The sequence below is a fragment of the Evansella clarkii genome (assembly GCF_002019695.1).
Taxonomy (GTDB): domain Bacteria; phylum Bacillota; class Bacilli; order Bacillales; family Salisediminibacteriaceae; genus Evansella; species Evansella clarkii.
This window is the reverse complement of sequence record NZ_KV917376.1, coordinates 4,713,266-4,739,918: the sequence shown is the minus strand read 5'-3', so window position 1 is coordinate 4,739,918 and position 26,653 is coordinate 4,713,266. Positions and strand designations below refer to the sequence as shown.

Sequence of the window (26,653 nt, the reverse complement as noted above, 5' to 3'; positions counted from 1 at the left end):
TCATTTTTAATTTGTTAAAACGGTGACGATCTCCTGGAAACTCATCCCGCTGTCCAGGCGGTAACGCCCTGTTCTTAAATAGCGGTCCACTTCCTGATCAAGCAAATATCGTTCAAACTCTCTTTCATCCTCAATGATTTCCAGTACTTTCAGTTCAGCAGCAATATCTTTAGAGTTCATTCCTGCTTCAATGCTGAAGATCGTCTGGTTTACGATTGCCGGGGCTTCTTCATTCGTTTCTTCATCCGTACCTTCTTCTGCAGATTCAGCTTCTTCGTTGCTTTCAGCTTCTCTTTTTTCCTTTTCTTCCTTTAACGCTTCGAGTTCCAGCTCAGTTTCAGAAAGAGTAGTTGTAAGCTCATTGTATTTCTTCTCAGGTATAACAAAGAATTCCGTATGGTCTTCCAGAAGGGCAAGCGCTTCCTCAATATTTAATTCTGAGGCTTGAGCACCCGTCTCGAAATCTGCCTCTGTGATTCCCATATATTGAATTCCTGCAATAACTGCTCCTGCTGCAACCAATCCGATACCGGTACCTCTTAAAGTATATTTTAAAGACACATTACTTCTTCCTTTCTAATCGTTTGCAAGGATATTTTCAATTTCTTCCTCGCTGTATTGTGTCATCCCTGCTATGTCAGCGACGGAGAGACCTTCTTCATGAAGAGATAAGACATAATCTCTCGATAAAGACTGTTCATCCACTGTATTCTCAGCTTTATGTACAGGAGTACTAAGCATGTGTTCCTCTTCAAGTAAACTAACTTTTTTACGAAGCTGGTACATCTCCTGCATAAGCTGAATAGAGACATTTTCCACCTGTTTTTCCACTTCTTTTGCCGGATCCTTCTGAAGCAGGGAAACGAGGATTAACAAACAGCCGGCTCCTAATAAACTAACAATCATTAATTCCATTATCTTTCCTCCGATAAATATTAATTCTCAGCAAACATTTATAATTATAGCACATTCAGCTTCCTCTTGGAGAAAAAATAAAAGCTATATCCAACTGTACGACCTGGGGATAATAGAACAAATTATGACAAAAATACCTTCTTGTTCAAGTCCCGAAGAGTGGGTAAGATGGTAATACAGCATCTTTCAAGGTTTAACTTATGCCCATACTGGAATCCATATATTTATATTTAAATAAAAAGGACGAGCCAGGCATTTTATTTTATATTTGAATCAATTTCATAATTCAAGATTTTCATAATTAATACGAACACTATCTTATAATGTTACTTTATTGTTCGATTTACGCTTCAGACGGACGCGTTCTGCGGGCACGGCTTCAACTAATTTTTGACGGCGTTCAGCCGTCAAAAATGGATTTTCAGCTCGCGCTGTTCCCGCAAGAGTCGCCGTCTTACGCTTCAATCGAAAAGTAATGTCCGTCTGTTTTTATGCAAAGTCTATAGATGAAATTCATTCATTTTAAAAATTAATAAGGAGTGGTGATAATGGCAACACAGCCCCCGGATATAAAGGCCGGATTTATTAAGGAATATGTAATTAAAATGGAGTCTGGAGAAACAATCAGTATAACACCTGCGGAGCTCAACCATTTTCAGGAAGGCTGGAGCGAAAAGCTGGCCTGGAAGTGGCTTGAATTGCCTGTTAAGCCTGTTCAGAATGAATTGAATAAACTTGTATTTGTAAACAGATCTGGCAAGGATCTCAATTTTTCAATTTTAGTAGATTACAAGGTGGAAACGGCAAGTGACATTCCATTTGTTTATTATTCTTCTACGCGAAATGCCCTTGTTACATATGATGATGTTTATTATCGGCTGTTTGGAGGTGTAGGAAGCTCCGGAACCGGAAATCAGTTCAGTACAGTACAAGTAGAAACCGTTGACTGGCTGAAAGGGAAACCTTTTAATATGCAGCCTCTTTCTAAGCAGAGCAGCGGCTGGGGAACAGAATATTGTTTTTCTATGAAAAAAAACAGTTCAGGTTATTTATACGAATGGTCTTTTTCAGGAGAGAATCTCCAGGAATTAGAAGAAGTACATTTACAATATCAGTGCCTGTTAAGAAAAAGAGAAGTACCAGTTTAAATTACAGAATTTTCTTTCTCTTGAATCTCTCCGCTGATTTTGTTATTATTTTAAAGTATGAGTAAGAACAGACAGAGTTGGAGGGATAAACATGCGTGTACAAGTAACGTTAGCTTGCACAGAGACAGGCGACCGCAACTACATTACTACTAAAAATAAACGTCAAAATCCGGAACGTCTAGAGCTTAAAAAATACAGCCCGAGATTGAAGCGTCACACGTTGCACCGTGAAACAAAATAAGTAGCAAAAAGAGAGCGGAAGGAATCTTATCAAAGATTTTGCCGCTCTTTTTTATTTTTTCTGCATATATTGGTTCATACTGCCGGGCAGACTCACTGATTGGCAAGTTACTTTATCCCGATGTAACCGTCCGTAAAACTCCCGCCTCAAAACAGGAGTGGAAGCGAAGATGTTCAGGCGGGAGATAACGGACGATAACATCCCGATCGGTTCAACTAACAATCAGTGGGGGATGAATAAAAGCCCCCACTGATTGAAGGTTCACTTTGTGTTAAACTATTTAGGAGACAAAACAGGAAACAGGGTGAGTGAGATGGATAAGAGCCAGTGGCGGAAAGAAATAAAAAAAGTGATGAACGAACTCTCTCAGGCCGAAATGAAGGAACAATCAAAAACGGTACAGGAAAAACTATTCACGTCAGAATTATGGAAAAAAGCAGACGTTGTGGGTACCACGATCTCTGTTGGCAATGAATTAGATACGTACAGCATTATTAAACAGGCCTGGGAAGAAAATAAGCGAATTGCAGCACCGAAATGCTTCCCTGAAAACAGACAGCTTATTTTTTATGAGTTTTCTTCTTTTGAAGACCTTGAAGAAAGTTTTTACGGGCTAAAGGAACCGATACCTTCCAAAACTTTGAAAATAACCCCTGAAGAGATGGAATTATTGCTTGTGCCGGGTCTTGTGTTTGATGAAGAAGGCTACAGAATAGGTTACGGCGGAGGCTACTATGACCGATTTCTGGAAGGCAGGGACATAAAGACATGTTCTCTATGCTATGATTTCCAGCTTGTCCGGAAGCTCCCCCATGATTCCTTTGATATACCTGTGAATTATATTATTTCACCGGTCAAGGCGATAAAAAAATGATTTATTTTATTGCGGTTATTTTCTTTGCGTTCCTGGCATACAGAAAGGATGCATTATCAGGAAGCGGTGCCATAGCCGCAGTAACTGCCGGGCTTTTTGTTCTTTTCGGACTGTCTCTGTTCGGGCTGGCAGTTCTGGCTGTCTTCTTTGTTTCATCCACTTTTCTTGGAAGGGTTTTAAAAAGCAGCAACGAAAGCTTGATGGAAGAAAAAGGTGGAAGAAGGGATGCTGGCCAGGTCGGGGCGAATGGAGGGGTGGCCGCGGCTTGTGCTGTTTTATATGGATATACCGGGCATATTTTATGGGCTGTTTCATTCGTTGCAGCCCTGGCTGCCGCAGCAAGTGACACATGGGCAACTGAAGCGGGGAAGAAAAGTAAAAAACAGCCCGTGCGAATATTTACACTCCGGCCAGTACCTGCAGGGCAGTCAGGAGGCATTACCGCTCTTGGAACAGGAGCTGCGCTGGCTGGAAGTGTCTTCGTCACAGGTGCTGCATATTTTTTATTAGCTGCCGGAACGGGACCTGATAAGCTGTCCGTTTCTCCTGAACTGTTTGTGCTGGCCGCACTGGCAGGTTTTGCAGGCCAATGGGCAGACAGCATTGCCGGAGCTTATTTCCAGGGCTTATATAAATGCAGAGAATGCAGTGAAATAACAGAAAGAAGGAAGCATTGCGGTAAAAATACGAGACTGATTAAAGGGTCACGGAAAGTTACAAATGATGCGGTCAATTATATATGTACAGCTTCCGCCGTATTATTCGTATGGCTGGCAGGTCTGGCAATATTCACGTAAGGCAGGTGTTACTTATGGAAGACTGGACGAGGTATTCGAGACAGATGCTTTTTAAGCCGATAGGCGAAAAGGGACAGCAAAAACTTAAAGATTCAAAAGTACTGATTATCGGTATGGGCGCTCTGGGAACTGTGATTGCAAACCATCTGGTAAGAGCCGGAATCGGCCATGTAGTTTTTTGTGACCGGGACTATGTAGAAAAAAGCAATCTGCAAAGGCAGATGTTATTTGACGAAGAAGATGTTGAGAAATATATGCCAAAAGCAGCTGCAGCAGAATTAAAACTAAAAAAACTGAATAGTGAAGTAAGAATCGAAGGCCACGTCACTGATATAAATGCGGACAATATGGAAGATTTTATTGATGGTGTGGATATTATTATGGATGGTACAGACAATTTCCAGACACGATATTTAATCAATGATGTGTCATATAAATACAATATTCCTTTTGTTTATGGAGGGGCGGTGAGCTCAAGAGGAATGAGCGCACTTTTGATACCGGGAGAAACACCGTGTCTCCGCTGTCTTTTTCCTGATGGAGGGAGTGGCGGCCAGACATGTGATACTATCGGAGTGCTAGCGCCCGTCGTTGATATTTCTGCAAGCATGCAGACAATCGAAGCTCTGAAATATTTAACAGGAAACACGGAAAAATTACGCGGGGAGCTTACTACATTTGATGTCTGGAACAACCATAGTTATAATCTTCAGTTAGGAAAAAGGCGGGAAGGCTGCGAAACATGCGGCCAGGAAATTTTTCCTGCGCTCACAAAAAGAGAAGATGACGGAGTAACAACTCTTTGCGGCCGAGAGACAGTGCAAATACTCCTGAAGCATAAAATGGACTTAAGTGAATGGGAAGAACGGCTTTCCCCTGTTGCTGAGACGAAAAAGACTCCATTCCTTTTAAGGGCAAGGCTCAAAGTGGAAGATATAACTCTTGTTATTTTTCCGGACGGAAGAGTGCTTGTTCAGGGGACAGAAGACATCAGCCGTGCCAAAACAGTTTTTTCGAAATATATAGGAATGTAAAGCAGCGGCTGTCCCCTGGGGCAGCCGTTTTTCTGAGTTTATTAAATGAAAATACAAATTTTGTCATCAATAAAAAGCTCCGTTTTTAAAAATGATAATACGGAGGAGGTCTTACTATGAGAAGAATTCTGTTTTTTGTAGGTTTAGTAATCAGTTTAAGCAGCTTATACCGGAACAAATACAAGTTACTCAACATCTTTTTATCGAAAAAATGGCTCAGGCGCCTGTCGGTCGCCATGATCATGAGAATACCGGCTTTGAGAGAAAAAATGCTTTTTCAGGCCCTTCGTTAAAATCCCGGTCCGCCGGGATTTTTACACTTTAAGATATTATAAAATATTAGCTATGAAGCTGATTCGACATAGTGAATATTTTATGGCTAAAGTATAAATGCAACTAGGCTTCTGACTTCCACAGGACGTGAAGAACTTTGCCGAAGATCCTTATTATTAAGGCTTGCCAATCGGCAAGTTTTCTTTACTTTCTTTATATTAATCGTAAAATTATTCCCGTATTGTTATAATTATTCTGAGGTGAAATGCCCGTGGGGATTAAAGGAATCGGATTTGATTTGGATAATACGCTCTACAGCCACGAAGAAGCATTTGAAAAGGCGATAAAATATTGCTTCTCCGCATATATTCAGAAAGAGATTGAGAAAAGCAGGCTCATCCAGCCTGAAGAGTTTTTTCATATCTTTAAAAATAACTGCGACAAGTACTGGAGTATGTTTGAGAAAAAGAAAATCTCGGGAAAAGAGTATCATCGTATTCGCTTTAACGAAACAATGAAGAATTTTAATCTTCCAGGCAATGACAAGGCTTCGGAAAGGTTTCATTCTTTATATTATAAAGTGGTCAGTGATTTTAGCACCCCCTTCCCTGCGATGGCAGAATTATTATCATATTTAGCCCGAAAGCAAATCAGCATGTCAATTATTACAAACGGAAAAATAAAAACACAGCATGCTAAAATTCAGTCAATCGGTGCCGACAAATGGATAAAAAAAGAAAATACTATTATTTCTGAAGAAGCAGGATTTGAAAAACCTCAGAAAGAAATATTTCAGCTGGCCGAAAATAAATTATGCCTGAAAGCAGAACAGCTTCTCTACGTGGGCGATACATGGAAACATGATGTGGAAGGGCCTATAAATGCAGGATGGCAGGCTGTATATCTGAATTCGAGAGAAGCATCTCCCGATTCGGCACACAGACCAGCAGCCACGGTTAAGAAACTGGCTGATGTGAAAGATTATTTAGCGGAGATATTCGGGCGGAGGGAGACTCCATGAACGCAGTTTTATTAAAGCTACGCTTTTGGGAAATTATACATTACTTAGTTATAAAGGAAGATTTGCGCCTTGTTCACATTGGGAGAAACGGAGACGAGGTCTGGATAGAGGATGACCGGAAAGAGCCTTTTCAGCTTATTCGCCTTAGTTATAAAGAACTGGACTGGAGTAATGAGTTAAGGGCTGACATTAAACAAACATATCAGCGAGGTAAACAGCTTCGAAAACAAATCGGGCTTCGTTCAGCGAACATTGTTAATGTGATCCTGTCTGTTTATGCACCGGTAGATGATTACTCGGAGCTGGTTGATAAGCCGGTGCCGCTTTCCGGCCGGGGCAAGAACGAGCAGAGAACGATCCTTTTGACCCTGCAAAACCTCAGGGAGCAGCTCTTCCCTCTGGCTACAGAGTGGAGACTTAAGGAGATGCCGGATTTTACGGTTCCGGAACAGTTAGAGGATGAAGAAGCTATCGTAAGGGTATTAAAATCAGAGGTGCAGAGAGCTTCTGATACACGCCACGAAAAGGAAAAAGGTCTGTTTTTCTATGGGAAACCGATTCTGACATACCTTATTTTAGGTGTTATTCTTGCTGTTTTTACTATAGTTGAAATGTACGGTTCCTCCACAAGCCCGGAGACGCTCATAAATTTTGGCGCTAAATTTAACCCGCTCATATATGAGGGGGAATGGTGGCGCTTTTTCAGTGCTATGTTTTTGCACATTGGCGTGTTTCACCTGCTAATGAACTCGCTGGCTTTATTTTATCTGGGCGGGGCGGTTGAAAGAATTTTTGGAACTGCCAGGTTCTTTTTTATCTACGGTGTTGCAGGACTGACAGGATCTGTTGCCAGCTTCGCCTTTAATGAACAGGTGTCTGCAGGAGCCAGCGGAGCTATATTCGGCTGTTTCGGAGCTTTACTCTATTTTGGCGTAAAGCATAAACGGCTATTTTTCCGAACGATGGGGATGAATGTAATCGTTATTCTTCTTATAAATCTCGGGATAGGGTTTATGGTGCCCATGGTGGATAACGGTGCTCATATTGGCGGTCTTGTTGGCGGTTTTGCGGCTTCAGCGGTAATGGGGCTTCCTAAACACAAAAACCGCCGCCGGGTACTTTCACTTGGACTGCTGGCAGCCGGACTTGGGGCGCTGTTATTTTACGGTTACTCTCAGGAATTGACCGGACAGTCTTATGCAGCATACTTACAGACTGGTATTGAGTATATTCAGAATGATGAACCGGAAGAAGCAAAGACATATTTTGAAGCAATTATTGAAGCTGATATACCAAACCATGAAATAATTTTAACAGATGCATATTTTTGGCTTGCGTATATCCAGGCAAATGAGGGCGAATTAGCTGAAGCCGAAGAAAATCTGCTTCGGACAATTGAAAGAGACCCGATGTTCCATGAAGCTCATTTTAATCTTGCGCTCATTTATTATGAGAGAGGGGATTATGAAAAAGCTTATGCACAGCTGGAAGAAGCTCTCCAGCTCCAGCCTGAATCGGACGCATACAACCAGCTGGAATCCGAACTTTCTCAGCATATTGATTAGAATAGAGTATGTCATTAGCTCAGGATGTCTGTAAAATTTATCCCGATGTAACCGTCCGTAAAAACTTCCGCCTCAAAACATGAGTGGAAGCGAAGATGTTTAGGTGGGAGATAACGGACGCTAACATCCCGATTGGTTCAACTAACAATCAGTGGGGGATGAATAAACCCCCCCCCCGCTGATTGAAGGTTCACTATATGTATCACAGAGATGTTGAGCCCGGAGCAAAGGAGGCTCCATCTGATTTCCTATGTTATGTGATAAAAGCCGGGGCAGAGTGCAGCCCCTCTTTATCAATGCACATATGGGATTAGCTGAAGGATTTGTTGTTTATTGTTCTCTGAAGTCTCATAAACTGTAATTAAATGTCCTCCATTCCTGTGTAAAAGTACAAGAGGCATTGTATTTCCTGCTGGATTATAAGGGGAATCAGTAAAAGTATCAGCTCCAAGGATATAATATCTATAAATGCCTTCCCATAATCTCCCGGTAATCTCGGCTGCTTCAGATGGCTGTATAGACTCCGGCAGCCGGGACAAAAATTCAGGGAATTCATTTAACGGGATTTTAAAATATTCTTCTTCGTTTAAACCAAATTCTTCGGTTAACCCTTCCCATACAAAATTCAGCTGTTGTTCAATTACGGAATCCAGCAGCTGTTTTGTTTTTTTCTCCTCTTCATCTCCTGGAACTTCAAAACTGGTGAGTGGTGACAATGGTGAATCAGTAATATAGATAATATCACTGCTCATCGTTTGCTTACTTTTAATGCTGTTTTCTCCATACCTGCTTTCTGCATAGTAGTAGGTAACCGCTTCGTGCCTTCCACTGTCTTTCCCATGAAAATTCAGTTGACCTTCAATATTGTCGGTTTTAGCCACCTTATCTGCCTTAAAGTCAACAAGTATGCCATTTTCAAACAGCAGTGCTATCGAATGAATTGAATAGGCAGGAATATTCAGTCTTGCTGAATATTCCATTTCAAGGGAATATTCATTTTCATCCTTTATATCAGAAATGTAAAGCTTTGTTTCCGCCTCTGAAAACAGGAGACGTTCATCAGCCTGGGGATGATATACAAAGGATTCTCGCATAGCTGATGAAGAAAACCAAGGAGTATTAAAAACTAAAAGTATAAATGTAACCAAGACGGATAAAATCACTAGCAGCATCAGCTGTTTTTTTCTCTGCATCAATATGCACCCCCGGCAAAAATCGCTTTGCAGCCTGTCTTATTTACTTATATGTGCAGCAGTTGTGGGGTATGCCAGCTATTCTTCTGTTAATGCCTTGTTAGAGATGCTGCTGGAAAAAGTGTATTGTTTTTTCTTAAATAGCAAACAATGTAGGAAGGACAGGGGGTGAATATATGGCTGAACCTGTAAAAAAAGCGGCGGCAAAGAATTTGAGTACAAATGTAGCCTACTTAAAAGAACAGCTCGCTGTCGACAAAAGCTTTGACCTCATTTTCCTCGAACTGGAATACAAAGGTGTAAAACTGGCCTTATTCACGGTTGATGCCTTTGCGAAAGATGTAGCTCTGACTCAGATTCAAAGAGAATTGAACAGGAGCAAAGCGGAGCCTGATGAGGTCGACCTTGTAGATTACTGGATCAAGTCGAGAATTCCTTACATTGAGCTTGAGACCTCAACAGACCTGGAGGAAGTAATTATCCAGATTCTGTCCGGACAGTCAGCTCTCTTAGTGGATGGTTATGACAATATAATATTAATGGATACAAGAGAGTATCCGGTACGGGGCCCGGATGAGCCGGATACAGAGCAGGTTATCCGCGGTTCCAAAGATGGATTTGTGGAAACCCTTGTTTTTAACACCGGGCTGATCCGGCGGCGTGTGAGGGACCGGACATTAAGAAATGAATATCTCCGGATCGGCAGACGCTCCTATACGGATCTTTGTATTACATATGTTGAGGACATTGCTGACCCGGCATTAGTGCGCCATATTAAAAAAGTACTGAAAAAGATTGATACTGACGGGCTGCCCATGGGGGATAAAACAATTGAAGAGTATATATTTGGACAGCATTACAACCCTTATCCTCTTGTAAGGTATACAGAGCGGCCGGATGTAGCTTCTTCCCATCTTTTTGAAGGGCATGTTTTAATTATTGTAGATGGTTCGCCCAGTGTTATTATTACTCCAACTACTTTCTGGCACCATCTGCAGCATGCAGAAGAATACAGACAGAAGCCTGTCATAGGAAGTATTCTCAGGTTAGTAAGATTTGCAGCAGTATGGACTTCTATTTTTCTGCTGCCTTTATGGTTCCTTTTTGCCGATAACCCTGACCTTCTTCCTGAAGGCTTGTCTTATATTGGTTTAAATGAAACAGGGCAGGTGCCCTTAATTGCACAGTTTATTATCGCGGAAGCAGGAATTGAGATGCTGAGGATGGCGGCTATTCATACTCCGTCAGCTTTGGCTACAGCTTTAGGACTGGTGGCGGCAATACTGATTGGGGAAGTTGCGATTGAGGTTGGTTTATTTTCCCATGAAGTCGTTTTATACCTGGCGGTGGCGGCAATAGGAACGTTTGCAACACCAAGTTATGAAATGAGTCTTGCGAACCGGCTTATGAGAGTAATCCTGCTCTTAATAGCCGCTTTCTTTCATGTTCCTGGCTACATGGCAGGTTCTTTAGCACTGATTTTCCTGCTCACCTTTATCAAGGTATACGACACACCATATTTCTGGCCATTTATTCCGTTTAATTTCCGTGGTTTTCGCGATGTTTTATTAAGAGCACCTATGCCTTTGAAAAACAGAAGACCAAGAGCTATCCATCCGATGGATCCGGACAAATAAAAAAGAAATGCCGGCAGCATATTGAGCTGACGGCATTTCTTTTATTCATCAGGCATGTCTCTGTAAAATTCATCATCTTTAATAAAAAAGTCTTCAGGAGTATCCAGAGCACGGGAAGAAGCCAGTACGATTCCTAATGGCGTGGGATGGCCGTCATTTACAATCGTAAAACCGACGGAGTGTTTGTTTGCTTCCTGGATATAGTTAGAGTAAGCAGGGTAGCTTAAAAATCCGTTAATGTATAATTGAACATCGCTGTTTTTCTTCATCACTTCCACTGCCTCTTCATACAGCCCTTTTTTCCGTACCTGGTTATTTGTCAATGCAAGATGAACCCGTTCTGCAATCGTGCCGAGGAATAATTTTCGTTCTTCCGGGCGGATTTCCGGAGTACCGTATAATCCTCTTTCTAAAATTTCTTCCAGTTTGTTCTTAGACATTTTATGTCCCTCTCTTCTTTACCAGGCTGGTCTTAGTGTTCGTATTTATGTGGGTTAGTATAACAGGATTCAGGAAGACTTTACAAACGATAAAGTGAACTTTCAATCAGTGGGAGTTTTGTTCATCCCCACTGATTGTTAGCTGAACCAATCGGGATGTTAGCGCCCGTTATATCCCGCCTGAACATCTTCACTTCATCTCGTGTTTTGGGGCGGGAGTTATACGGACGGTTACATCGGGATAAATTAGTTGTCCTTATCATGGACTGCCAGTCATAAGATACTGTGAGGGGGCGAGTAATATGGGTCAGTTTTTTTTATTTTTCATTTTTATCAGCCTGGCGGGAATGGCGATAGGTACTTTAGCCACAGTGAAAATTTGGTATTCTCTGCCGGTATTTTTAATGGTGGCCGGAGCCGTATGTTTTATTTCATTCTGGTTTGGAATTATAACAGGGGCGGCATTTTTCAGCTGGCTTCCTGTCTTTTTCACTAAATTTTTTATTATTCTCTTTTGTCTTGGTTTAGCCTTCTTCTTTTTCCGCCAGTTTCATCCGTCCTATGGGTATTTTCCATACCGTGGCTGGCTGCACTGGGTCCTATTAGCGGCTTTCTTCTTTATCATAGGAATCGATTTTGCTATAATTGGCTTCTCAGCATGGTTCTTATTTTTATTCCTCCCTGTTTTTGCAGGCATGCTGTTTCTTGGGGCGCTTTTAATGTGGAAATTAAAGATGCTGTTCAGACTGGGCGCAGTGCTTATTTATGTTCCACTGTTCTTTTTTATCTTCCTTGCCCTGTTTAAGCTGGTATAATAAACACAGAGCTTTACCAGACACTGCATTTTAACAGGTCAGATTTAAAATTTGGTGTATTAAAGGCAGAAGTTAATTTTAGGCGCATTGTTGATTTCCATGAAAGGTGCGAGACTGTCTCTTCCACTGCCAGCGTAGCTCCGGAGAGAAACCGTCGAGACAAATCGACGCATTTACGGCGAAGTAACGCTCTTTGAAGCAATGCCCACAGGACAAGAGCGTCCTGCAGTGAATATCAACGATAAAATTTAAAATCTAGTTATTTAATATAAGGTGGTTACCGTGACTTTTTTTAAATTGCAGCAGTTATTAAAAAAATATGGAACAATCATTTATACAGGGAACAGGGCCGCTGACCTGGAACTCATGGAAGAAGAGATTAAAGAACTGGAACGGCTTGGCTTAATTGAAAAAGATGTATACCTAGACAGCCTGCTCCTGATTAAAAAGGAGCAGCGGCTCGCTGTAGGTAAGGACAAGCAATAGGAAATATAGAAACATATTGCTGCCATGAAAAAAGTATTCTGCATAAAAAGGATGAAGAAGGATGGAAAAGCATTTGCTGGCTGGAGTGGATATAGGAGGAACTACTGTAAAACTTGCGTTAACTGACCTTGAAGGTAATATCCTTGAGAAATGGGAGATACATACAGACGTATCAAATGCAGGCAGGAACATAGTAAAGGACATCGCCGACTCTGTTTCTGCTAAATTGAAAGAGGCTGGTTTTGATTTTTCACGGTTACTGGGGCTGGGTATCGGTGCACCAGGGTTTATAAATACTGAGATCGGGCTGATTTATGAAGCTGTAAACCTGGGGTGGAAAAATTATTATTTAAAAGATGAAATGGAAAAGCTGCTTAGTGTGCCTGTTTTTACAGACAATGATGCTAATCTTGCAGCAGCAGGAGAAATGTGGAAGGGTGCAGGTAATGGTGCCGAAAATCTCCTTTGTATCACTCTGGGCACTGGTGTGGGCGGAGGAATAATTGCAGGGGGAGAAATTATCCACGGAATGAGTGGTATGGCCGGGGAGATCGGCCATATCACAACTGTGATGGAGGATGGCCGCCCTTGTAATTGCGGAAAGCACGGATGTCTGGAAACGGTTGCTTCGGCAACAGGTATAGCAAGAGAGGGTATGAAAGCAGCGGAACGGGATCCGGCTGGAAAACTAGGCACGCTTTATAAAGAAACAGGCAGGCTGATTGCTAAAGATGTCTTTGATTGTGCAAAAGAAGGAGATAATGCAGCTTTGGAAGTAGTTAATCACGCTGCTGCTCATCTTGGTCTTGCGCTGGCAAACCTTGCTAACGGGCTGAATCCTGAAATGATAGTAGTCGGTGGTGGTGTATCTAAGGCCGGGGACTACCTTATTAATAAAATTGAACAAGTGTTTAAAAGACATGCCATTCCTAAGATCGCAATGGAAACAAGGATCAGGGAGGCTCAGCTGGGCAATGATGCAGGAGTCATTGGGGCAGCATGGCTTGCGAAACAGAATTTATAGCAAATTTTGAGCCGGAAAGGTTGGGGCATATGCTCCAGCCTTCTTTTAAGAAGTTTAGCAGAGAAGGAGAACAGAGACATGAGAGGAAATAAAATCGTATTATTCGTGCCCCTCACTGTAATGATAGGTTTATTCATTATGGGGTATATGACATTAAACCAAGCGGAACAGGTGACTAATGAAGAGCTTTTAAATTTTGTCCAGCTGGCGGCTGAGACAGAAAACAATAATGGTGAAACAGAACTGAGGGTGAACTGGCAGTGGGGGGATTTCCCGAGTGATGGTCTGAGAGGCGCGGGTTTTATAGAAATTACTCCTGTTGATGATGCAGGCGAACCGGTTGATTTTGAGATAATGGATTCCAGGCTCCTGTTAACACAGTCTGCAGAAATTATTTATGAAAGAGATCAGTTTGAACAGGGAGATGAAGGAATTTTCGTACAGTTTCCTAACAGAGCGGATGAGAATATATATTACGGACCACTCGGTGAAGTGACGATAACCTTCTCTGATTTTTCCAGCACAGCGGAATATATTGAAGTAAGCTATTATCATACTTGGGAAGATTCGGATATAACAGGGCAGAAAGGTGTCTCTGTCAGAGACATATTAAACGAAGGTTCCGGTAAATACTGGGAACTGCAGCGTCTTGAGAGGCTTCCGTAAAAAAGGGGTTCACCTAAATGATAAAAGGAATGTCGTTTAATAAAGGCATATTATTTATCGGGAAAAGTAATATCGCATGTACACATGAAGTGAATGGCAGATCGAAAACATGGCTGAAACCTCTGAATATATTTTCACTTGCCTATGCAGGGAAAATATTATACTTCTCCATGCCTCTGTGGTTTCATTTTTTCTTCTTAACATGGCTTCTGCTCATAATTATTCCTTATGCTGCATCAATTGCCGGATGGGATGGATGGACCGGACTGCCGGCATTTACTCTGATTTATTTTTTGCTTGGAACACATTTCTGGTTTCCGCGGGAATTAAAAAAATATCATGGAGCTGAACATAAAGTATTCAGCTATAAAGGGGTCGTGTCCACAAGAAATATGGACAAGATCAGGGCGGCGGATATTACAAACAGGTACTGCTCCACAAATGTAGTCCTGCTTTATTTTTTGATGGTGCCAATATTATTTGCGGGTATATCAGCAGCCGGGGTACCATGGCTCAGAGCTCTTGAGGCAGCTTCCGTTCTGTCTCTGATACTTCTGCCTGCCGCTGCATACTGGATGAACAGGAGAGGCGGTACAAAGCTGCATACACAGATATTAAATCTGTCATACCAGCTTCAGAAGTATGTGACCACTGGAGATCCTGAAGACCGCCACTTGAAAACTGCTGTCAGGGCATATCGCCGGCTTGCTCTGAAGGAATTTCCTTCAAGAGTGAGAATGCCTCGCAGCACGCACGTTAATAAAAGGGAGGAATCAAAAATGGCAATAGCAGATATTACGGTAATTCCAATTGGAACAAACACTACAAGTGTATCGGGAGCTGTAGCGGAAATACATCAGATGTTAAAGAAAACAGATAAACCGATAAAATTTGAACTGACTCCTATGAGTACAATTATTGAAGGAGATATTGATGTGCTGTTCGAGATAATCAGGGAAATTCATGAACTGCCTTTCAAGTCAGGGCATCAGCGAACGGCAACTAACATCAGAATTGATGACCGCAGGGACTCAGCTGGTTCTTCAATGGAAGGAAAACTGCGTTCTGTAAGGGAAAAAATAAATGAGGGAGAGAACCCGGATAATTCCTAATGGTTTCAAACCGGGATAAAGTTATAAATAATGGAAAAAGGAACGGGGTTTCCCGTTCCTTTTTTTTGAAATTAAGTTTTATCCTACTGTTCCACCGCCGCCAGTGAATATTACAGAGTAAAGTGTCATGACAGCGAACCACCCAAACACAGCAACAGTAACTGCTGCGAAACCGACAGCGAAAAAGTTTTTCGTTTTCAGTTCGCGGAACAAGCCAATTGCTGCAAAAATGGCAATTAACAAGGTAATGATACCAAATTCCATTTATTGTGCCTCCTTCAATTATGTAATCCTTTTTCTGTAAATGTTTCCAGAATGCTGCTTTTCTGAAAGATGGAATACAGTGATGGACAATCAGCCATCATTCTTTATTATGAGAACAAAATACATATTATATTTTACTGTCTTTTTTAGCTTTTGTCGAGGGAAAGCTGAATAAAGACTGAAAAAGGGGGAGAATTAATTATTTTCCTGTAAGCATTTAAAATAGTACAATACTAGTAGTGTAATAAGAGGAGGTATAAATTATGAAATGGAAACAAATTCCCCTGGGGCCTCTGCAAACAAACAGTTTTGTCATTTACGATGGGACAGAGGGGATTATCGTGGATCCTGGCGGTGATGGAGAAAAGCTGCTGGGCTGGCTGAAAGATGAAAACATATCTGTAAAGGCAATATTGCTGACACACGCTCACTTCGATCATATCGGGGCAGTGGACATCGTGAGAGACACTTTTAAAGCGCCAGTATACATACACGAAAAAGAAGCTGAATGGCTCACTGATCCACAGCTTAACGGGTCAGGTCTCTTTCCGGGGATAGAGCCGGTGAAGGCTGGTCCGGCTGATCATATTCTGTCCTCGAAAGAAAAAGACATTTCACTAATAGGAATCCACTTACAAATACTTGAAACACCAGGTCATTCTCCAGGAAGTGTTTCTTATTACTGGAAAGAAAAGGGCATCATATTTTCTGGTGACGTTTTGTTTCATGGAGGAGTAGGCCGGACAGATTTGCCAGGGGGAGACCATGAGACACTCATGGATACGATTTATGAAAAAATGCTCAGTCTGCCTGATGAAACAATTGTAGCAAATGGCCATGGTCCTGTTACGGAGATTGGCAAGGAGAAAGAAATAAATCCTTTTATTAACGGCTTTGGCTGGTAACAGCTGTCTGAATGGGGGCGCTTTTCTGAATGCCGCGCCCTTGTTTTCAGGTAAAGAAAACTCGCAGATTCGCGATGACAGAGGCGTAGTTGCATTTATACTTTAGCCTTAAAAATTTTTCACTGCGTCGAGGCAGCTTCACTGCAAAATTTAATGCTTTCTTAAAGTGCAAAAAAAATTGACCTTTCATGGGGAAATGAAAGGTCGTTTGGGGAGTTAATCAAGTATCAATGAACTTTTGAGGGGGGAGGGGGAACTCCCGAAATTCATTGTTCTACTGACAAATTTATTATAAATCGACATAAACACTATGTCAATGTTGTTAAACTATTTTTTGGTGTAAAAAATCCAGCTGCAGGTCTGAACAGAAGACAGAAAGACAGTGACCAGAGGCAACCAGGACTAATATGATTTCAGCCTGATTAAATGATAACGATATACACAGGAGATGGATTTATGACTAACATTGTTTATAAACTGCTCGCTCAGACAGACCCGCCATGGAGCTATGCTGAATACATAAGGACTGCCTTGTATAATGCGGATACAGGTTATTATATGAAAGAGAAAACGAAGCTCGGGAAAGCAGGAGACTTCTATACGAGCAACCATGTACACCCTGTCTTCGCACGGACATTTGCCAGGTTTTTTGCGGATGTTTTCAAGAAAGAGGAGCTTACACCAGTCATCTTTGAAGCAGGGGGCGGAGATGGAAGCTTTGCTTCTAATGTACTCTCATATTTCAAAGACGAAGTGCCTGAATTGTATGAAGATATTATATATATTATTGCCGATGCAAGCCCCTATCACCGTAGCACACTTAATAAGATATCCGAAGCTTACGGAGAAAAGGTTCAGATAGTTTCCTCTGCAGCCTCAGCAAGGAATCTTGTGCCTGACTTCTCAGGCATAATTTTTTCCAATGAGCTTATTGATGCCCTGCCTGTCCATTCTGTTGTACAGGGTAAAGAGGAGCTGCTGGAAGCTGTTGTTTTTCCAGGGGAAGAAGCTCTCCTGAAAGAAGAGTTGAGAGCCTGTGAAAATGATGAGATTATCAGCTGGATAAAGGATTATGGTCCTGAGCTGCCGGAAGGATTCCGCACAGAAGTAAATCTGGAAATGAAGAAACTGCTTAAGGAATTTGCCGGATGGCAAAAGAGAGGACTCCTCGTAACAGTCGATTATGGGTATACAAATGAGCAGCTAATTCAGCCTGAGAGGAGAGAGGGTTCATTAAGAGGTTATCATAAGCACCAACTGGTTGATAATCCTTTAGATATGCCTGGAGAAATGGATATTACCTCTCATGTACAGTGGGATGCTTTTATTAAGATTGGGGAAGATGCAGGTTATTCTATTATTTATCATAATAATCAGGATAAATTTCTCGTAAATGGGGGATTGTTTAAATTTCTTCAGGAGGTAAGGGACCCGCATCCTTTTTCCGATAGTTTCAGGCAAAACAGAGCTATACAGTCTCTGGTTCAGCCTGGAGGCATTAGCTCGGCTTTCCAGGTTAATATACTCGGTAAAAACACTGCGAGGTCTGCTGAGTATAAAATATTCAATGAAGATCCGTATTCTTTATAGCGTCAGGCTGGCGAAATGCTGGTCTTTGAAATCATGAAAACATGCTTTTACAGTTCCAAAACGTTAAAACCCCCGCCAGATCCAGCCAGGCGGGGGTTTTAGATAATTTCGGCAAGGGACTATTAATGTCCTCCGATTCCTGGTTCGAGCAGGAATGTTGAAAAATACGTGAATCCTACGAAGAACAAAGTTAAGTATGCGCCGAAAATATACATGTAAGCTCTTTCTGTCAGCTTCAGGTAGCTAAGCGCGATAAAAGCACCAGTCTGCCCGAAGAACAAAATCGCCATCTCATGCATGGATCCAACCAAAAATAATACGGCAAATATACCAGTCCAGAAGCCGCAAACACGGAACATGCGATCCAAGATGCTTCCCTCCTTTTATGTAACTGCTTAAGTTTTTATAATATGGGACGCTAACAGTACACCTTATTATAAAACGAAAGCAGTTCTTTGTAAAATAAAAATAAATATATCAGCCAGGAACAGCTATACAGTTACTGTTGAATACATGCACGGCGCTGCGTTTCTGGCGAACATGTTTGCTTCTTCTTTAAGCTTAATATCCCCGAAAAAATAGCTGAATATGCCATTGATCAGCGCATGGTGCATCTTGCAGATTCCCCGGCGGTGCTGGGCGATTTCTTTATAAGTGCAGTTGAAAATCCGAAATGAAATTTCATTTGTTTCGTTGTTATAATTAATTTCAGGGTTCAGGCCTTGTGACAATGCAATTTTTTGAATAATCTCTGTTTTTTCTTCGGGGCTCATAAGCCTAGGGTTATAGTTTAGATTCTCGGCAAACTCCTTTGCCGTTTCAAATCCAAAGGTTCTGCCTGTTTCAATCAGCGCCTGTTCGCCTTTTTCTCCAAGGGAGGCGAGAGTCTGAATTGCAATCTCCGAAAGACGCTGGTAATCCCGGGAAGGAAACTGCAAGCTGACAACCTCATCAGAAAGTCTGTAGAAACGGCTTGGTCTTCCTCCTTTACCTGTTTTTTTCGTATCTGAAACAAGCATGTTTACATCTTCAAGTTTAGTCAAATGGAGGCGGGCAACATTTGCATGGATCTCGAAAGTTTCGGCAATTTCCTGAACAGTGACATCACGATGCTGGCGGGATACATACTGATAAATTGAAAAACGGGTAGGGTCTGACAGAACCCCTGTGATTTTTAGTGTTTGCTGTTCCATAAATTTCACTCCTGCCTTTAACCGCCGTCCATTTACAAGAGGCAGCTTTATAAAAAAGTGTATTTTACAATATAATAAACTACTTTACGTGATAAATGGGGGCCTGGCCCCGTACAATTTTGTGAACATTTGAAAAAAATTCCTTGATGTACATAAGTAATCGGGGTTTATTGAAGGAAAAAACAAGGAACGTATAGTAATAAAGAAGAGATACTTAATTAGGGAGGTTATTTATAATGGGAAAAAACGGTAACAGCATGGATACGAAAGATTTTCTGATCGGTGCAATTATTGGCGGAGTTATTGGAGCAACATCAGCAATGCTGCTTGCCCCGAAGTCAGGCAGGGAACTTAGAGAAAATATAAACGAGAAGGCGCTCACGGCTAAAGGTAAGACTGTAGAGTTCAAAAACACTGCAGTGGAAAAGAGCAACGAGTATACTCAGCTTGCTAAAGATAAGTCCTCCGAGCTTTCCAGAGCAGCTAAAGAGCAGTTCAGCCGTGTTAAAGGAGATTATAAATCGGTGGCTGATAAAGCAGCTAATATGGGTTCTGAACTGACTGAGGATATTAAAAATATAATGGAGACTGAAAAAGACGCGGGCCGGGAACTTGCTGAAAAAGTAGTGGCTGAAATCGAGGACACAAGCCAGAAATTGAGAAGCGATATTGAGCAATACAGTAATCAGGCAGGAAGCCAGGGAACTGAAGACACTAAGGTGGAAAGCGAGTCTGGTAAAGATACAGCAAATACTAATAATCAGTAAAAAAATAAGCAATGGGGCAATCGCTCCATTGCTTACTTCTTTGTCATGAAAATGGCTGGGATGGCAGGGATCGAACCTGCGTATCACGAAGTCAAAGTCCGTTGCCTTACCGCTTGGCTACATCCCATTATCTTATCTGTTACATATAGTACGAAAAAACTTAAAAAAATATTCAACTTTTTTGCAGAAAAAAGAAGGTATTTGTAAAAAGACAGCGAATAAATTAGTGTTTGAAAAAATTGATACAGAAAGGTGTTGGTGTCTTTATGGAAGTTGAAAAAAAATCAAAAAATATTCTTCATCGCGCCGCCTCATTTAATGCCTCTGATATTCATTTTGTCCCCATGGAGAAAACAGCGGTTGTACGATTTCGTATCGATGGCCATCTGACAGAAATGGAACGCCTGCCGGTCCATATGATGGTAAAGATTATAAGTCACCTTAAGTTTTTATCAGGTATGGATGTTGGTGAACGGAGGCGTCCGCAAAACAGTTCTCTGGAAATATTACTTCGAAATACCCCTTATGCAATGCGCTTATCCACCTTTCCTTCTTCAGCCAGTGAAACACTGGTCATCAGGTTATTTCCTTATTACAACAGACAAAAACTCCAGACGCTTGCCATTTTTCCTAATCAGGCAGAACAGCTGCTGAATACCGTCAAGTCAAGATCCGGATTGTTTATTCTTTGCGGTCCGACAGGTTCCGGGAAAACTACTACTTTATATTCTCTTCTCGATTCCTGCTTTTACACAATGAACAGAAATATTATTACCCTTGAAGACCCGGTGGAGCAGAAGCATGACAATTTTCTACAGATGGAAATTAATGAAAGAGCCGGAGTCACCTATTCTGAAGGGCTCAGAAGCTTATTGCGCCACGACCCTGACATCATAATGATTGGTGAAATCAGAGACGGTGAAACTGCGAGGATGGCTGTAAGAGCAGCCTTAACAGGACACTTTGTTTTTTCCACTATGCACAGCAGTGATACATTAAACGCTATAAGAAGGCTTAATGACCTTGGGATCAGTAATGAAGAGCTGAGGGATACTGTAAAAGCTGTGGCAGCACAGAGGCTGGTAGAAATAAGATGTCCGTACTGTGAAGAGTGCACTCCATATTGCAAAAAATACCGCTCCAGAAGAAGAGGCGCAGTCTTCGAACTGCTGCAGGGAACCTTGCTGGATGACGCGCTTTCTGGCCGGGAGACAGAAGCACGGAAAAACATAAAAAAGCTGGGGGCGGTAGTAAATAAAGGGATAGCCCTGGGATTTATACCAGCTCTGGAAATTGAGGAATTGAAATGAAAAAGTACATCTTCCGTAATGATTTGGAAAGAGGAGAATGGCTCCGGCATTTAGGATCTCTTCTTGAAGAAGGATACAGCATGGGGGAGGCGTTAAAGCTCTTAGGAGCGTATCAGCCAGGAGCGGCAAGAGACTGGTCTTTGAGAGTATATGACGCCCTGCAGGCTGGTGAATACTTTGCTGAACAGCTCAGTGATGCAGGCTTTACAAATGATGTGATAAGTTATTTGTATTTTGCTGAACGGACAGGTGATTTCAGCAGTGCCCTCAATAATGGCAGCCTCCTGCTGAAGAAGAAACACGATATCAGACAAAAGGGAAGGAAACTCCTTCAGTATCCTTTATTTCTTTTTACAGGTCTGCTTGTAATGGCAGGAGCATTATCAGAGGGGGTATTCCCTCACTTTCAGTCTTACTTCGCTTCATCAGGACAGCCCCTTCCATGGATTACATCTGCGGTTATCTCCCTGACTGTTTTTTTTCAGCTGCCCTTTCTCATAAGTTTCTTAACAGTAATCTTACTGGCTCTTATCTGGCTCAAGAAAAAGCCGGCCCTTGAGAGAATGCAGATGCTGGTGAAAATACCTTATATCAGCAGTTTAACCAGATCTATGCTCACATATTATTTTATCTCCCAGTTAGCTCCGCTGCTGAAAAGCGGTTTTTCCATGAAGAGTTCTCTTGAAACAATTAAAAAAGACGCTCCTATTCTCTTCTTTCGTCAGGAGGCAGAGTCCGTGACATTTGACTTGCTTGAGGGTAATTCCTTTTCAGAATGCATTAGCAGCCGAAGACATTTTGAACCTCAGCTCTCAGCAGTAATTTCACTTGGAGAAGCGAAGGGGAAGGTCGGTGAAGAACTTGAACGCTATGGAAATTATTTGTTCAACACCCACTATGAAAAAATGGAACGTTTCATAACTGTTCTTCAGCCTGTTCTCTTCAGTCTTATAGGAGCCGTTGTATTGATTTTATTTCTGTCTATGATGCTTCCGGTTTTCAGTATCGTTGATGGATGGTAAATCGATTGTGTTATCGATGTTCATCTAATTGTGACAGCCGAAGATTGTATTATGATGTACCCTTCAATTTCAGCTCTCCCTGTTCTCCGGTAAGATTCCCTGCCGCCCATTCGAGGAGCTCAGCTTCTTCCTCGGTCAGTGGTCTCCCGAGTTTATTAATAAATTCTTCGTACAGTAGTTTCCCCATTGTTTCAGACACTTTCATCTCTCCCTGTATCGTTCTATGAAATATTATAACTGCGTTCCCGTTCATTCAACAGAAAAAATAAAAGACTTTTTCCGCCAGCATTAGCGAAATATCTACAAAAAAGGAGTGGAAGGAATTATGAAAAAGATTAAATCGTTAATTAACAAGGGACTTAGAAATGAAAAAGGGTTTACCTTAATTGAAATGAAGGGGGGCAAGAACATAAAAAGGGTACATTAAACACCCTTCTTTTTCTTGCTGTGGTGCCATAAATAACGGTCTAATTCGATGGGTATCTCAATTTCCAGTGGCAATTCTTCGTTTATGGTTCCAATTAAGACAATCTTCTCTTTATAGAGGATAGCTTTCGGAAAGAGGCTACCGAGCAGCTGCGCTCGTTCCAAGTGGGTGAGGTCTGTGTCGAAGTCTTTTGCTATCTCCAGATAAGCATAAATTGTTTCGTAATTCCACTCTTTACGCTTATATGCCTCTAACTTCGCTGTAGCCTGTTTATATTCCTCTTCAAGCTGATTTAATTGTATCTCTAATTGCTTTTGCCTTTGGTCAAGCTGTTCCTTTGAAAATTTACCATCCAAGTATAGGTCGAGTAATCGATCAATCTTTTCCTGGACTGCTTGCATATTCTTTTTAGCAATACTTGTTTTTTGTTTTAACTCGGTAAGATCGTCAGGAGTAGTTTCTAAATTTATATACTTCATTGCAAATGATTCGTCTGTCAAAATGTCTTTGATTGCTTTAATTAAGTTTGGTTCAAAACGTTTTGTATTAACAGAAATATCACAAACTGCCTCTTCCTTTAACCCCATTTGTTTTCTTCCGTGCTTTAAATAATAATTCGGATCATGCCAGGGAGAATTTTGCTGTAAGCTAAGTTTTCGCCCGCATAGGCCACATGTAACAAGAGTTCGTCTAAGTATATTTAAATTTTCTCTGCGCCGGCTGGTGGCCTTGTAAATGGTCCCTCGTTTTTTTCGTTCTTCCTGGATTCGTTCGTAAGTTTCTTTGGTTCTTAATGGAGGGTATATATTTTCTATTTCAATGGTTTCCCCATTAGAGAATTTCTTCTCCATGACACCGTGGAAGGCTTTAGAGACCAATCGACGGAATACAAGCGTTTCATTCCAGAGAGTCCCACGCGGAGTCCTGGACACCTCATTTAGCTTGTGTGCAATGGTCTTCATACCGAGTTGTTCTTCGAGGTATAAGCGGTCAATCATAGGGATTACCCAAGCCCATTTCTCATCAATATGAAAAGTGCTTGTTTCCTTATTGTAAGTATATCCGATCGGCGGCTTTCCCCAGGGCTTACCTTCGCGAAGTCGCTGCCGTTTTCCGCGCATCATTCGCTTCACAATAGACTTTTTCTCTCTACGGGCAATAAGGTTCTTAATGTCAGAAATGAACTCCTGATCCTCGTCTCCAAGGTCTGTAATGGTCCCCGGCTCAGCTATCTTTACATTGTTGTCCCGTAATGTGGATTTAAGGTATTCCCAGGCAACTGTATCAAGCCTTGAAAGTCTGTCCTGGTCGATACAGAGGACAACATCTATCCGGCCATCTTCTACAAGGTCTAGCATTTTACTTAATCCCTTTTTGTTAAGCTTGCCGCCCGTTTCTACGTCTTTGAATTCCCCAATTATCTTCCACCCTTGTTTCTTTGCGTATTCCTCTAATTCTAACTGCTGAGCAGCTAGGGAAAACTTCTTCTCCTGCAGATGAGTGCTGACTCTTATGTATTTAGCACAACGCATTTATATGACTCCTTTCATGAGAAGTTGATATTCATGAGTTTTCTTTTTTATAAACTCAACCCGTTTAGCAGCAAACCACTCCGGAACCATGAATACCTGACTTAATTCAATAATCGTACCTTTATCATCAAAATCATAATCCTTTATCATATGAAACGGGAGAGAGGCATAAAAGGTAAAAAAATTAGCATCCCATTCCTGCAACTCTTTAAAACTATCAGTCATAAATAATTGACTACCAGAATGTCTCAACAAATGCCCTAATTCATGAAAAAAGTGAATCCTCTCTTCCTGAGTAGTCAGTCCATATTGCAGATTGATTGCCCGATAATTGCCCATCTGGACGAATGTTGTGGGTTTATAGTGGTATTTTAAATAAATACGATGATGTCGAGCGATTACCTTTATATCAATATCATCTGGGTGATTGATTTGCATACGTTTATAAAAGCGAAGTACCCATTCTTCTCGGTGGCTATGGATGTATTGCACAGTGACCACTCCTTAATGTTGGTAGTAGCTAGGGGTCAATTTTTCAGGAGCTACCTTGTAACCTTCTAATTTTCCATATATTTCTCCATCTATTAATTTAAATGAAGTGAAGACCGGAATCTTAAGCCCTTTATCAATTATTTGAATCCTATTTTCAGAGATTTTTACCCATTCACCCAGCAGTATCACCTCCCAAAAAGAACATTTGTTCCCTTTTTGTTTGAAAAGAAAAGCCCGATAAGGGCCTTTCTTTATATTAATTCAGTCAATCTCGATTTCCCAGATTGCTTGTCCAGTTGTGAATGGATGTTCGAAGATAAATTCATAAACTCCGGATTCATTAACATCAAAACCTACTTCTCCGCGGTTGTCACGTCCTGGACCGATTTCTCCATCCAGCGTTCCTTTTAAATCCATCATAAAGGCTGGGTCGTGCGTATACCCTTCTTCGTCTTGTAACGACATTTGGAGGAGTGTAGATACATTAGCAGCTTCTTCTGTTGTGTTTTCAATAGTTAAATCCAACACTACGAAGTGGTCATACTCAGCCTCGTCAAATTCTCCGCCATCAGTAGAGTAGGCATCATTAATTGTAATTTCTAAGCCGTCAAAATTAATAGTATCACCAATAGAGACAGATTCTTCTTGATCTCCGCCTTCTTCGCTTCCTTCGTTGTCGTTTGCATCATTATCTTCATTATCAGCAACGTTGTCATTTTCTTCATTTCCGTTGTTATTTGACTCATTTACTTCTGTGTTGTCGTTATCAGAGTTATTGTTTGTGCTCCCTTCCACAGGTGTTACCTCCGACTCCCCGCATGCAGCCAACATCAAAATAGTAGATAAAGATAAAACTGATAAAATTTTCTTCATAACAAAATTTCCCCTTTATGTAATGTATTTTTATATGTGATTGGCAAAAGCCAATTATCACCACTAAGTAGTAAATATATCTTAAAATGACAAATTTAAACAGTAAAAAGATAAAAAAAAGAAGAACACCAATAATGGTTATCATACATATAAATGGTATAATAAAAGAAAAGAAGAATAAAATTAATACCGTAGTCGGAAAGCTTAGGACTGATTCTGCAGGCTTCTTCTACAACTGATTTGATGTTGCCGGTCATTAGTGTATTATCTACCCCCGTAGTTACATTATCGAGAGTCTGAGTTACTGACGACAAGCTTTCGACTGCTATCATTTTGTTATCGCACCGGTTTTTTATCCGGTGCTTCTTTATGTTTCCATAAAGTTCAGCATATATCTTCATCCCTTGAGGGATGCCGGACGCTCGTGGCCGGATTATTGCTCCCTTTGCTCACCGACTATGCGTTGCACCTTCCAGGTACTTTAAAGGGTTCCCTGGCTTGGATCAAGGTTACCTTATCCAAGGACTTAGGCTTTCCCTGAATTCATCCGGTTTTCACCTATAAATTACTTTATAGAGCGGCATCATTTCTTCTTTTTTCGTTCCTCTTCTTCTCTAGCCATCTGCTCGGCCTTTGCGGCTACCCACTCAAAATGCCGTTTAACCTCGTCAATTTCATCGGGTCCTAGCTTTTTCCACTTTTCTATATCAAAAAATCCGAAGTCCATGTCTTGCATGTTGTTTTCGATCATGTACTGTTTTAAATCTTCGAGGGGGTCGTAGTTATTTTCTTCGGGTTCAATGTACCCTGCAATTTCGAGTAGTTTCTTGTAAGGGTAGTTGTAAGCTTCTGAAATCGCCCTCAATGTATCCGGAGATGGTTTTATTGGAGCCTTAGTTCTGTGATCTAAGCCACTTTCTAACATACTTAGATAACTGTGACTTATGCCAATTTTTTTAGCTGCGGATCTTAAGGAATCTTTTCCCCTTAATTCTCTGATAACATTACTAATTTCGTTCACATTCTCCACCTACCTG

34 protein-coding genes and 1 tRNA gene are annotated in these 26,653 nt (G+C 41.3%); 19 read left to right on the top strand and 16 right to left on the bottom strand.

Going from position 1 to position 26,653, the window contains the following annotated elements; translation table 11 throughout:
* Positions 1-6 precede the first annotated feature (6 nt).
* The 3 genes from BK582_RS22475 to BK582_RS27360 all read right to left on the bottom strand — a co-directional run bounded on the left by BK582_RS22475 (position 7) and on the right by BK582_RS27360 (position 1,380).
* Positions 7-561 carry a hypothetical protein gene (locus tag BK582_RS22475; protein ID WP_078597175.1) on the bottom strand — a complete coding sequence of 185 codons (555 nt, stop codon included), beginning with the start codon at positions 559-561 and terminating at the stop codon, positions 7-9.
* A 15-nt stretch (positions 562-576) separates the two neighbouring features.
* Positions 577-915 carry a hypothetical protein gene (locus tag BK582_RS22470; protein ID WP_078597174.1) on the bottom strand — a complete coding sequence of 113 codons (339 nt, stop codon included), beginning with the start codon at positions 913-915 and terminating at the stop codon, positions 577-579.
* 318 nt (positions 916-1,233) lie between these two features.
* Positions 1,234-1,380, bottom strand: coding sequence for a hypothetical protein (locus BK582_RS27360; protein ID WP_169911220.1), 147 nt, complete (start codon positions 1,378-1,380; stop codon positions 1,234-1,236).
* Between the two features lie 83 nt (positions 1,381-1,463).
* On the opposite strand from BK582_RS27360, the gene BK582_RS22465 reads away from it, so the two are divergent.
* The 8 genes from BK582_RS22465 (at position 1,464) to BK582_RS22435 (ending at position 7,868) form a co-directional block, all read left to right on the top strand.
* The gene (locus BK582_RS22465) at positions 1,464-2,063 is read left to right on the top strand and encodes a hypothetical protein (protein ID WP_078597173.1); all 600 of its coding nucleotides are present in this window, start codon (positions 1,464-1,466) and stop codon (positions 2,061-2,063) included.
* Positions 2,064-2,154: 91 nt separating this feature from the next.
* Positions 2,155-2,304, top strand: a complete 150-nt coding sequence (gene rpmG / locus BK582_RS22460) for a 50S ribosomal protein L33 (protein WP_078597172.1) — start codon at positions 2,155-2,157, stop codon at positions 2,302-2,304.
* A gap of 268 nt (positions 2,305-2,572) precedes the next feature.
* The gene (locus BK582_RS22455) at positions 2,573-3,178 is read left to right on the top strand and encodes a 5-formyltetrahydrofolate cyclo-ligase (RefSeq protein WP_078597171.1); all 606 of its coding nucleotides are present in this window, start codon (positions 2,573-2,575) and stop codon (positions 3,176-3,178) included.
* On the top strand, positions 3,175-3,975 hold the full coding sequence (locus BK582_RS22450) for a DUF92 domain-containing protein (RefSeq protein ID WP_078597170.1): 801 nt from the start codon (positions 3,175-3,177) through the stop codon (positions 3,973-3,975). Before BK582_RS22455 ends, BK582_RS22450 begins: the two co-directional genes overlap by 4 nt.
* A 14-nt stretch (positions 3,976-3,989) precedes the next feature.
* Complete coding sequence (locus BK582_RS22445; RefSeq protein ID WP_078597169.1) at positions 3,990-5,009, top strand: ThiF family adenylyltransferase; 1,020 nt, start codon at positions 3,990-3,992, stop codon at positions 5,007-5,009.
* A gap of 116 nt (positions 5,010-5,125) precedes the next feature.
* Complete coding sequence (locus BK582_RS26605; protein WP_139368286.1) at positions 5,126-5,302, top strand: sodium:proton antiporter; 177 nt, start codon at positions 5,126-5,128, stop codon at positions 5,300-5,302.
* A gap of 251 nt (positions 5,303-5,553) precedes the next feature.
* Complete coding sequence (locus BK582_RS22440) at positions 5,554-6,303, top strand: HAD family hydrolase (RefSeq protein ID WP_169911219.1); 750 nt, start codon at positions 5,554-5,556, stop codon at positions 6,301-6,303.
* The gene (locus BK582_RS22435; RefSeq protein WP_078597167.1) at positions 6,300-7,868 is read left to right on the top strand and encodes a rhomboid family protein; all 1,569 of its coding nucleotides are present in this window, start codon (positions 6,300-6,302) and stop codon (positions 7,866-7,868) included. The genes BK582_RS22440 and BK582_RS22435 overlap by 4 nt, the downstream gene beginning before the upstream one ends.
* 293 nt (positions 7,869-8,161) lie before the next feature.
* Here the strand turns inward: BK582_RS22435 and BK582_RS22430 are convergent, their stop codons facing one another.
* Entirely contained in the window at positions 8,162-9,061 is a 900-nt protein-coding gene (locus tag BK582_RS22430; protein ID WP_078597166.1) for a hypothetical protein, read from the bottom strand.
* A 176-nt stretch (positions 9,062-9,237) separates the two neighbouring features.
* Here BK582_RS22430 and BK582_RS22425 point away from each other — a divergent pair, with 176 nt between their 5' ends.
* Positions 9,238-10,698 (top strand): spore germination protein, encoded by a 1,461-nt coding sequence (locus tag BK582_RS22425; RefSeq protein WP_078597165.1) that lies wholly within the window; start codon positions 9,238-9,240, stop codon positions 10,696-10,698.
* 41 nt (positions 10,699-10,739) lie between these two features.
* On the opposite strand, the gene BK582_RS22420 is transcribed toward BK582_RS22425, so the two are convergent.
* Positions 10,740-11,138, bottom strand: a complete 399-nt coding sequence (locus BK582_RS22420) for a YueI family protein (protein WP_078597164.1) — start codon at positions 11,136-11,138, stop codon at positions 10,740-10,742.
* 302 nt (positions 11,139-11,440) lie between these two features.
* On the opposite strand from BK582_RS22420, the gene BK582_RS22415 reads away from it, so the two are divergent.
* The 5 genes from BK582_RS22415 (at position 11,441) to BK582_RS22395 (ending at position 15,241) form a co-directional block, all read left to right on the top strand.
* Positions 11,441-11,953 (top strand): hypothetical protein, encoded by a 513-nt coding sequence (locus BK582_RS22415; protein WP_078597163.1) that lies wholly within the window; start codon positions 11,441-11,443, stop codon positions 11,951-11,953.
* Between the two features lie 282 nt (positions 11,954-12,235).
* Positions 12,236-12,439 carry a YqgQ family protein gene (locus tag BK582_RS22410; RefSeq protein WP_078597162.1) on the top strand — a complete coding sequence of 68 codons (204 nt, stop codon included), beginning with the start codon at positions 12,236-12,238 and terminating at the stop codon, positions 12,437-12,439.
* Between the two features lie 61 nt (positions 12,440-12,500).
* Positions 12,501-13,463 (top strand): ROK family glucokinase, encoded by a 963-nt coding sequence (locus BK582_RS22405; protein ID WP_078597161.1) that lies wholly within the window; start codon positions 12,501-12,503, stop codon positions 13,461-13,463.
* Between the two features lie 78 nt (positions 13,464-13,541).
* Positions 13,542-14,129 carry a hypothetical protein gene (locus BK582_RS22400; RefSeq protein WP_078597160.1) on the top strand — a complete coding sequence of 196 codons (588 nt, stop codon included), beginning with the start codon at positions 13,542-13,544 and terminating at the stop codon, positions 14,127-14,129.
* Between the two features lie 17 nt (positions 14,130-14,146).
* Positions 14,147-15,241, top strand: a complete 1,095-nt coding sequence (locus BK582_RS22395; protein ID WP_078597159.1) for an MTH1187 family thiamine-binding protein — start codon at positions 14,147-14,149, stop codon at positions 15,239-15,241.
* A gap of 78 nt (positions 15,242-15,319) precedes the next feature.
* On the opposite strand, the gene BK582_RS22390 is transcribed toward BK582_RS22395, so the two are convergent.
* On the bottom strand, positions 15,320-15,505 hold the full coding sequence (locus BK582_RS22390; RefSeq protein WP_078597158.1) for a DUF2759 domain-containing protein: 186 nt from the start codon (positions 15,503-15,505) through the stop codon (positions 15,320-15,322).
* A gap of 263 nt (positions 15,506-15,768) precedes the next feature.
* Here BK582_RS22390 and BK582_RS22385 point away from each other — a divergent pair, with 263 nt between their 5' ends.
* The gene (locus BK582_RS22385) at positions 15,769-16,410 is read left to right on the top strand and encodes an MBL fold metallo-hydrolase (RefSeq protein ID WP_078597157.1); all 642 of its coding nucleotides are present in this window, start codon (positions 15,769-15,771) and stop codon (positions 16,408-16,410) included.
* A 456-nt stretch (positions 16,411-16,866) separates the two neighbouring features.
* Positions 16,867-18,000 carry an SAM-dependent methyltransferase gene (locus BK582_RS22380; protein ID WP_218190755.1) on the top strand — a complete coding sequence of 378 codons (1,134 nt, stop codon included), beginning with the start codon at positions 16,867-16,869 and terminating at the stop codon, positions 17,998-18,000.
* Positions 18,001-18,122: 122 nt separating this feature from the next.
* Here BK582_RS22380 and BK582_RS22375 read toward each other — a convergent pair whose 3' ends face one another.
* Both BK582_RS22375 and BK582_RS22370 read right to left on the bottom strand, forming a co-directional pair.
* Positions 18,123-18,368, bottom strand: coding sequence for a DUF2626 domain-containing protein (locus BK582_RS22375; RefSeq protein ID WP_078597155.1), 246 nt, complete (start codon positions 18,366-18,368; stop codon positions 18,123-18,125).
* Between the two features lie 123 nt (positions 18,369-18,491).
* A complete protein-coding gene (locus BK582_RS22370) occupies positions 18,492-19,193 on the bottom strand; it encodes a helix-turn-helix transcriptional regulator (protein ID WP_078597154.1) in 702 nt (233 codons plus the stop codon).
* 236 nt (positions 19,194-19,429) lie between these two features.
* Here BK582_RS22370 and BK582_RS22365 point away from each other — a divergent pair, with 236 nt between their 5' ends.
* Positions 19,430-19,960 carry a YtxH domain-containing protein gene (locus BK582_RS22365; RefSeq protein WP_078597153.1) on the top strand — a complete coding sequence of 177 codons (531 nt, stop codon included), beginning with the start codon at positions 19,430-19,432 and terminating at the stop codon, positions 19,958-19,960.
* Between the two features lie 52 nt (positions 19,961-20,012).
* Here BK582_RS22365 and BK582_RS22360 read toward each other — a convergent pair.
* A tRNA-Gln gene (locus BK582_RS22360) sits at positions 20,013-20,087 on the bottom strand.
* Between the two features lie 103 nt (positions 20,088-20,190).
* Here BK582_RS22360 and comGA point away from each other — a divergent pair.
* Both comGA and comGB read left to right on the top strand, forming a co-directional pair.
* On the top strand, positions 20,191-21,270 hold the full coding sequence (gene comGA / locus BK582_RS22355; protein ID WP_244895462.1) for a competence type IV pilus ATPase ComGA: 1,080 nt from the start codon (positions 20,191-20,193) through the stop codon (positions 21,268-21,270).
* Entirely contained in the window at positions 21,267-22,292 is a 1,026-nt protein-coding gene (gene comGB / locus BK582_RS22350; protein ID WP_078597151.1) for a competence type IV pilus assembly protein ComGB, read from the top strand. The genes comGA and comGB overlap by 4 nt, the downstream gene beginning before the upstream one ends.
* Positions 22,293-22,341: 49 nt before the next feature.
* On the opposite strand, the gene BK582_RS27355 is transcribed toward comGB, so the two are convergent.
* From BK582_RS27355 to BK582_RS22330, 7 genes are all read right to left on the bottom strand, one after another.
* Positions 22,342-22,491, bottom strand: coding sequence for a hypothetical protein (locus tag BK582_RS27355; RefSeq protein ID WP_167553243.1), 150 nt, complete (start codon positions 22,489-22,491; stop codon positions 22,342-22,344).
* A 224-nt stretch (positions 22,492-22,715) separates the two neighbouring features.
* Complete coding sequence (locus BK582_RS22345; protein WP_078597150.1) at positions 22,716-24,251, bottom strand: recombinase family protein; 1,536 nt, start codon at positions 24,249-24,251, stop codon at positions 22,716-22,718.
* Positions 24,252-24,743 (bottom strand): ImmA/IrrE family metallo-endopeptidase, encoded by a 492-nt coding sequence (locus BK582_RS22340; protein ID WP_078597149.1) that lies wholly within the window; start codon positions 24,741-24,743, stop codon positions 24,252-24,254.
* A 12-nt stretch (positions 24,744-24,755) separates the two neighbouring features.
* Positions 24,756-24,932, bottom strand: a complete 177-nt coding sequence (locus BK582_RS27720) for a hypothetical protein (protein WP_218190754.1) — start codon at positions 24,930-24,932, stop codon at positions 24,756-24,758.
* A gap of 72 nt (positions 24,933-25,004) precedes the next feature.
* Positions 25,005-25,616 carry a DUF4352 domain-containing protein gene (locus tag BK582_RS22335; RefSeq protein ID WP_078597148.1) on the bottom strand — a complete coding sequence of 204 codons (612 nt, stop codon included), beginning with the start codon at positions 25,614-25,616 and terminating at the stop codon, positions 25,005-25,007.
* Positions 25,617-25,711: 95 nt separating this feature from the next.
* Positions 25,712-25,948 (bottom strand): hypothetical protein, encoded by a 237-nt coding sequence (locus BK582_RS26600; protein ID WP_139368285.1) that lies wholly within the window; start codon positions 25,946-25,948, stop codon positions 25,712-25,714.
* A gap of 251 nt (positions 25,949-26,199) precedes the next feature.
* The gene (locus BK582_RS22330; protein ID WP_078597147.1) at positions 26,200-26,637 is read right to left on the bottom strand and encodes a helix-turn-helix domain-containing protein; all 438 of its coding nucleotides are present in this window, start codon (positions 26,635-26,637) and stop codon (positions 26,200-26,202) included.
* Between the last annotated feature and the right edge of the window lie 16 nt (positions 26,638-26,653).

Excerpts from the sequence above, each read along its gene's own strand:
- BK582_RS22470 (WP_078597174.1), bottom strand. The coding sequence starts at position 915 with ATGGAATTAATGATTGTTAGTTTATTAGGAGCCGGCTGTTTGTTAATC.
- BK582_RS22465 (WP_078597173.1), top strand. The coding sequence starts at position 1,464 with ATGGCAACACAGCCCCCGGATATAAAGGCCGGATTTATTAAGGAATAT.
- rpmG (WP_078597172.1), top strand. The coding sequence starts at position 2,155 with ATGCGTGTACAAGTAACGTTAGCTTGCACAGAGACAGGCGACCGCAAC.
- BK582_RS22450 (WP_078597170.1), top strand. The coding sequence starts at position 3,175 with ATGATTTATTTTATTGCGGTTATTTTCTTTGCGTTCCTGGCATACAGA.
- BK582_RS22445 (WP_078597169.1), top strand. The coding sequence starts at position 3,990 with ATGGAAGACTGGACGAGGTATTCGAGACAGATGCTTTTTAAGCCGATA.
- BK582_RS26605 (WP_139368286.1), top strand. The coding sequence starts at position 5,126 with ATGAGAAGAATTCTGTTTTTTGTAGGTTTAGTAATCAGTTTAAGCAGC.
- BK582_RS22435 (WP_078597167.1), top strand. The coding sequence starts at position 6,300 with ATGAACGCAGTTTTATTAAAGCTACGCTTTTGGGAAATTATACATTAC.
- BK582_RS22430 (WP_078597166.1), bottom strand. The coding sequence starts at position 9,061 with ATGCAGAGAAAAAAACAGCTGATGCTGCTAGTGATTTTATCCGTCTTG.
- BK582_RS22425 (WP_078597165.1), top strand. The coding sequence starts at position 9,238 with ATGGCTGAACCTGTAAAAAAAGCGGCGGCAAAGAATTTGAGTACAAAT.
- BK582_RS22420 (WP_078597164.1), bottom strand. The coding sequence starts at position 11,138 with ATGTCTAAGAACAAACTGGAAGAAATTTTAGAAAGAGGATTATACGGT.
- BK582_RS22415 (WP_078597163.1), top strand. The coding sequence starts at position 11,441 with ATGGGTCAGTTTTTTTTATTTTTCATTTTTATCAGCCTGGCGGGAATG.
- BK582_RS22405 (WP_078597161.1), top strand. The coding sequence starts at position 12,501 with ATGGAAAAGCATTTGCTGGCTGGAGTGGATATAGGAGGAACTACTGTA.
- BK582_RS22400 (WP_078597160.1), top strand. The coding sequence starts at position 13,542 with ATGAGAGGAAATAAAATCGTATTATTCGTGCCCCTCACTGTAATGATA.
- BK582_RS22395 (WP_078597159.1), top strand. The coding sequence starts at position 14,147 with ATGATAAAAGGAATGTCGTTTAATAAAGGCATATTATTTATCGGGAAA.
- BK582_RS22390 (WP_078597158.1), bottom strand. The coding sequence starts at position 15,505 with ATGGAATTTGGTATCATTACCTTGTTAATTGCCATTTTTGCAGCAATT.
- BK582_RS22385 (WP_078597157.1), top strand. The coding sequence starts at position 15,769 with ATGAAATGGAAACAAATTCCCCTGGGGCCTCTGCAAACAAACAGTTTT.
- BK582_RS22380 (WP_218190755.1), top strand. The coding sequence starts at position 16,867 with ATGACTAACATTGTTTATAAACTGCTCGCTCAGACAGACCCGCCATGG.
- BK582_RS22370 (WP_078597154.1), bottom strand. The coding sequence starts at position 19,193 with ATGGAACAGCAAACACTAAAAATCACAGGGGTTCTGTCAGACCCTACC.
- BK582_RS22365 (WP_078597153.1), top strand. The coding sequence starts at position 19,430 with ATGGGAAAAAACGGTAACAGCATGGATACGAAAGATTTTCTGATCGGT.
- comGB (WP_078597151.1), top strand. The coding sequence starts at position 21,267 with ATGAAAAAGTACATCTTCCGTAATGATTTGGAAAGAGGAGAATGGCTC.
- BK582_RS22345 (WP_078597150.1), bottom strand. The coding sequence starts at position 24,251 with ATGCGTTGTGCTAAATACATAAGAGTCAGCACTCATCTGCAGGAGAAG.
- BK582_RS22335 (WP_078597148.1), bottom strand. The coding sequence starts at position 25,616 with ATGAAGAAAATTTTATCAGTTTTATCTTTATCTACTATTTTGATGTTG.
- BK582_RS26600 (WP_139368285.1), bottom strand. The coding sequence starts at position 25,948 with ATGATAGCAGTCGAAAGCTTGTCGTCAGTAACTCAGACTCTCGATAAT.